The sequence below is a fragment of the Streptomyces jumonjinensis genome (assembly GCF_009600885.1).
Lineage (GTDB): Bacteria > Actinomycetota > Actinomycetes > Streptomycetales > Streptomycetaceae > Streptomyces > Streptomyces jumonjinensis.
In genome coordinates this window covers 6,001-10,245 of the sequence record NZ_VCLA01000158.1, presented here as the reverse complement: position 1 = coordinate 10,245, position 4,245 = coordinate 6,001, and the positions used below count along the sequence as shown (strand labels likewise).

Here is a 4,245-nt window from a genome sequence, read left to right as displayed (position 1 = left end):
GAGTTCTCGCATGCCGTGCTGGAGGCGGCGGGCGAGCGGGTCACGGTCGGTCTGGACGAGTTGATGGAGGCCGACACCGATCCCCTCGCCACCTGCGAGGCGGGGATGCTCACCCATCTGATCGACGATCACGGCGATATCGTCGATCTGCTGCTGCGCCTGGTGAAGCCGCGGGCGGCGCTCGGCGTACGGCGCGCGCTGCCGGTCGCCATCGACCGGTACGGCATCACCCTGCGCCTCGAATACGCGCATACGCACGACGACGCGCGGCTCGCCTTCCCCTCCCCCGTCAAGGACGTCGACCAGGCGGGCGCGCGCATCCACACCCTGCTCGACACGGCACGCCACCGCTCACCCCGGAGCTGGCTGCTGAGCGACTCCTGACAGCGAGCGAACGGGCCGGCCCACCATCGGGGGCGGCCCGGAGATGGACCGGTGGAGCCGAGGCCGGCCCGGGACGGGACCGGCGCGGGACGGGACCGGCACCGGGCGGACGCGCCCTTGTGACGCGGACCCGCCGAGAAACACGCCCCGGGCGTACGGCCGCTCAGCGGGCGGCACGCCCGCTCCGGCCGTTCAGCCCCCGCCTCGCCCGCCTCTGCCGCTCCTCATCGACACAGCGGTGCAGACCAGACCCAGCACGAAGGTGAGACCGCCGATCACGGCGTTGGTCCAGATGACCCCCTTGTCCGGGCTGCTGCCCACGACCCAGGGCGCGATGACCAGCCACGCGCCGATCGCGCACATGGCCCAGCTCAGGCCGTACATCCTCTCCGGCGTCACGGTGAACCCGAGCGCGAGCACGACGATCGCGACACCCATGATCAGATTGTGGGTCGCGAGGGCGGGCTGGCTGCCCGAGAAGTGGACTATCCACGGGGACACCGCGCATGCCAGGCCGACCAGGAACACCGGGCCGTCCACCAGGGCGACATCGCGCCCTCCGAGCACCCTGGCGTAACGGTCCCTCATCTCCGAGATATCGGGATGCCCGGCCAGATCTCCCCTGTGTGAGACGTCGGCCATACGACTCGCCTCCTTCTGTGCGCTGCGCGTCGGACCGAACCGCGGGCTGTGCAGCCACGCCTCTTCATTCTGCTCTTATCTTTTCTTTACCGAAAGCCATCCGGAACAACTCATTCCGGAACCTGGCGCGGTATGTCGTCCGCCGCCCCGGACACCCGGTCACTCAGTTGCAGCACGGGGGCACGGGAGCCCGCCGACGGGACAAACGGCTGCTCAGAGGGCTCGCACACGGTGGCGACCGCCGGGGTGGCGCGGGGGGACGCGGTTGCGCAGGGTGGGTGGGCTTCACACGGTGAGTGCGAGACCCATCCCAGCTCTGAAAGGAATCCCGTATGCGTCTTGCACCGCTGTCCCGCGCCCTCGTGCCGACCGCGCTCTGCGCCGCGCTCGTTCTCACGGCGAGCGGGTCCGCCGCCGCGCTCACATCCGAGACGGCGCCGGGCACCGCGTCACCGGTCCGGGACACCAGCGAACTCGATGAGGCCGTCGACGCCCTGGCGGCCGGCGGCGTACCGCCCGCCGTGGCGCATCTGCTCGCCGGACTGTCGGCCCCGGAAGCCGGCCTGCTGCCGCCGGAGACGGCCCTCGGGCACACGGCGGAGATCCAGAGCGCGCTCACCGCACTGGAGGAGAACCTGGCCCAGGTCGCGCGGTCCGATGAGGACGACGGTGACGACGACGACGATGATGACGGCGATGATGACGACGACGGCGAGGACGACGAGGACGTGCTCGCCGCCCTCCAGACTGCACTGGCGCCGCTCATCGCCGCCGCGGACTCCGGCGAGGCCGGAGCGACCGCTTCCTCGATTCCGGAGCTGACGGGGCTGACAGGGCTGCTCGACTCGGCCGCCGACGCGGCGACAACGACCGGGGAGACGACCGTTCCGGCCACCCCGGAGACTCCGGCGGACGGGGCGAGTTCAGCTCTCTCCACGGCTTCGGCGCTCCAGGCCGCCGCCGCCGCTCTGGGACTGCCGACGACGTAGGGCCTTTCGGCCGGACCGTATGGCGGGAGCCCATCCGGGCCCCGCCATCGGCTCGACGGTGCTCCGCTCATCCGTTCCCCGGAACGGAGGGCGCTCCGTCGCGAACGCCGACCGCCGCCCGTCGGGAAGAGGCGCCCGGCGGACCGGATCCGGACAGTCGAACGAGCAGCGGCACAGGGCGAGTTCACCTTCGACTCTACCCATGGGTAACATGCGCGGGTGCCCGACGGTGAGAGGCGGACCCGCTCGGTCACGGACAGCCCTGCCCACCCCCAGCCCGCTGAAGCGGCGCGGGAGACACGGCGGAGCGAGGAGTCGAACTCCGCTCCGTGGGCAAGGGCCCCGCACAGCCCCTCCTCGACGAATCGGAGTCGCACACCATGCCACGCACCCTGGCGGTCTCGGACAGCATCGTCATCCAGGCGCCTCCCGCCGCCATCTACGAGCAGGTCAGCAACCCGGCCCTGATGGGCCGCTGGAGTCCGGAGAACCTCGGCGCCACGGTGCGCGACGGCGCGCGGGACGCCTACGTCGGCATGCAGTTCGACGGCCACAACAGACGGGGGGCGCTGCGCTGGACCACCCGCTGCACCGTCACGGCGGCGATCCCCGGGCAGCGCTTCGCCTTCCGGGTCCACGCCATCGGCAGACGCCGGCCGGTGCTGCGGGGACGGATCGCCACCTGGGAGTACCGCTTCGACTCCATCGACGGCGGGACCCGGGTGACCGAGACCTGGCGGGACGACCGCAGGGCCTGGCCCGACGCGCTCACCAACGCCTTCGACAGACTGGCGACCCGCGGACAGACCTTCGCCGAGTATCAGCGAGGGAACATACGCCGGACGCTGCGCAATCTCAAAGAGGCCGTGGAGTCCGCGTCAGCCCCCTCCTGACAAGAGCTCCCGCGGCATCCGGATGACGCGGGACTGGGACCGTGCCGGGAAACCTTCCTGCGGAGTCGACCGGTTTCACCGGGCGGAACCGAGGGCTGTCCCGGCTGGACCGGGAGCTGATGGGCCACCGGCCGGTCACGCTGACCGGCGGCGGAGGCGTGGGCAGGACACGGCCGGCGCTGCGGGCCGCCCGGCGGGCAGCGGTAGCGTACTGCGGACCGCGCCCGCTCGTGGAGCCCGGACCGCGCGAGCTCGCGGGAGCGGTCGGCGTCGGCGCCGATGAGCTCACGGCAGGCCGGGCACCGCTCCGGGGAGCGCGGGCGAACCGCCCCGAGCCGACCGGAGACGCCCCCGCCGGAGAGCACCGCCGTCAAGCGGTGAAGATCCCCGCCGCGGCCTTCGCCAGTGCTTCGAGCACCGGGCTGATCAGCGGATGCCCCTCGGCGCCCCGGCGTACGGCCGCGAACACCCGCCGAGTCGCCGCCGGCCCGGCGACCGGTCGTACGATCGCGTCCTTCGCCTCCATCCCGCGCAGGGCCGAGCGAGGCACCAGCGCCACCCCGGCGCCGGCGCCTGCGAGGGCGACCACGGCGCGGAAGTCGTCGGACCAGTGAGTCAGCCGGGGCTGGAAACCGGCCAGTTCGCAGGCGAGCAGCACCATGTCATGACAGGGGTTGCCGGGGTAGGGCCCTATCCACTCGCTGTCGGCGAGCTCACGGAGCTCGACCCGGTCGGCCGTGCCGAGCGGGTGGTCCGCGTACAGGACGGCGTCGAACGGCTCGGCGTACAGCGGCACCCGGGCCAGCCGCAGATCGCCCTCGCCGGGAGCCCCCCGGTACTCGACCGCGACCGCGATGTCCGCTTCGCCGTCGAGGACCAGGGGCAGGCTCTCGTCGCCCTCGGCGTCCCGCACCCGGACCCGGATGCCGGGATGGTCCGCCGTGAGCAGACCGATGGCCGGGGCGACGACCTCGGCGATGCCGGTGGCGAAGGCGGCCACGGTGACCTCACCGCTGGACCCGCCCGCGTACGCCGCGAGCTCCGCCTCCGCACGCTCCAGCTGGGCCAGTACGGCATGGGTGTGGGCCAGCAGGATCTCCCCGGCCGCGGTGGGCCGCACCCCCTTGCCGCCGCGGATGAGCAGGGTGTGGCCGGTCTCCTGTTCCAACGCGCTGAGCTGCTGGGAGACGGCCGAGGGGGTGAGGTAGAGCGCGGCAGCCGCGGCGGTCACCGTACGGTGGTCCGCCACGGCTCGCAGAATGCGCAGCCGTCGGGGGTCGATCACCCGGCCATTGTGTCAGCCGGGTGATCCATGACCGTATGCCGGGCTCAGCCCG

At 72.5% G+C, this 4,245-nt stretch carries 5 protein-coding genes; 3 read left to right on the top strand and 2 right to left on the bottom strand.

All coding sequences use genetic code 11. The features are described from left to right. A partial coding sequence (locus FF041_RS22455) for a DUF2470 domain-containing protein (protein WP_153524476.1) occupies window positions 1–384 on the top strand: 384 nt, incomplete at its 5' end. 192 nt (window positions 385–576) lie between these two features. Here FF041_RS22455 and FF041_RS22450 read toward each other — a convergent pair. Continuing rightward, window positions 577–1,026 carry an SPW repeat protein gene (locus FF041_RS22450; protein WP_153524469.1) on the bottom strand — a complete coding sequence of 150 codons (450 nt, stop codon included), beginning with the start codon at window positions 1,024–1,026 and terminating at the stop codon, window positions 577–579. Between the two features lie 332 nt (window positions 1,027–1,358). On the opposite strand from FF041_RS22450, the gene FF041_RS22445 reads away from it, so the two are divergent. Together FF041_RS22445 and FF041_RS22440 are read left to right on the top strand one after the other, a co-directional pair. Beyond that, on the top strand, window positions 1,359–2,015 hold the full coding sequence (locus FF041_RS22445; protein WP_153524468.1) for a hypothetical protein: 657 nt from the start codon (window positions 1,359–1,361) through the stop codon (window positions 2,013–2,015). 380 nt (window positions 2,016–2,395) lie between these two features. Next, window positions 2,396–2,908 (top strand): SRPBCC family protein, encoded by a 513-nt coding sequence (locus tag FF041_RS22440; RefSeq protein WP_153524475.1) that lies wholly within the window; start codon window positions 2,396–2,398, stop codon window positions 2,906–2,908. Between the two features lie 370 nt (window positions 2,909–3,278). Here the strand turns inward: FF041_RS22440 and FF041_RS22435 are convergent, their stop codons facing one another. Further along, the gene (locus FF041_RS22435) at window positions 3,279–4,193 is read right to left on the bottom strand and encodes a LysR family transcriptional regulator (protein ID WP_323392407.1); all 915 of its coding nucleotides are present in this window, start codon (window positions 4,191–4,193) and stop codon (window positions 3,279–3,281) included. Between the last annotated feature and the right edge of the window lie 52 nt (window positions 4,194–4,245).